This window comes from Echinicola sediminis, assembly GCF_054777495.1.
In genome coordinates, this window is the sequence record NZ_BAAHAP010000233.1 from 1 (window position 1) to 1,082 (window position 1,082).

The 1,082-nt window shown below is 26.0% G+C and carries 1 protein-coding gene; it reads right to left on the reverse strand.

The window, feature by feature from the left end:
• The coding region (locus ACYVAA_RS22930; RefSeq protein ID WP_460546419.1) for a DEAD/DEAH box helicase at nucleotides 1-1,082 on the reverse strand (1,082 nt) is incomplete at both ends.

Below are 1,082 nucleotides of genomic sequence, written 5' to 3' on the forward strand. Positions count from 1 at the left end.
TTGCATTTCCTTGTAATTATATTCTAAATACTCCTTTAATATATTAGGAAGTTTTCCATGCAGATATACAATCCCATTTAATATATATTTTACAATATCAATATCTTCAGAAACTTCTGTAGATATTACATTTGATATTCTTTTTAGATTAGAATTCTCTATTGATTCATTTACTTTACTATTAATCTTTTCTGCAATATCCTCTACAATCTTAGGTCTATATGTATAAATGAAGTTTTTCTTTTTAGAATTAGAAATAATATAGTCATCGAAAACTATTTCACTACCTAAGTGGTATAGCTCATCTGTGTATCGATTATAACTAAATAGTTTGCCTTTTTTGTCAAGGTAAAAAGTGTCAAATGCTTTTAAATTATGTTTTATCGTACTTTCAAATATCTGACCTTCAGATGTGTTTTTAATTTTAAGATTTGAAATATCAGAGACCAGTGGGGATAAATACAATAATCGATGTGAATTATTTTTTTTATAATTCAGCATCACTAATCTAGATAGTAAGAAATTCCTACTGTTATTATTCAATAAATTGTGAGCTTCATCAATAAACATTATATCGAATGATAACTCAAATTTATTAAGAAGTCTTGTTGCTCTCTCCTGAGTTAGTATCCCAATAAACCTATCTTCATTATTATACATTTCATCGTGAAGAATTAGCTTATAATTAAGGTCTAAGTTTCTTATGTCATTGTAAGTTTGTACAATAAGTGATTTTGTTGGGACAACAACAACAATCTTTTTGTAGTCATTTTGAACAATAACGTCTCTTATTATAGAACTTTTTCCAAATGAAGTTGGAGCAATATAAGCAGTATCAATTGACTTAATGCTTTCATATATTTCTTGAGACCTATTGTATTGCTCAATAGTTTCAACATAATGTTCTTTCGAATAGACCTTTTTAACTTGATTGTTTATTATTGCTTCGTGAAGATATTTTTCTTCTAATAATCCATTTTTTAAAATAAAATTAGAGATAGGATAAAAACCTATTTGAAGTGAAATATCATATAAAGGTTTATAGTCTGCATACAATAAAGAATATTTCAGAACTATGTAAT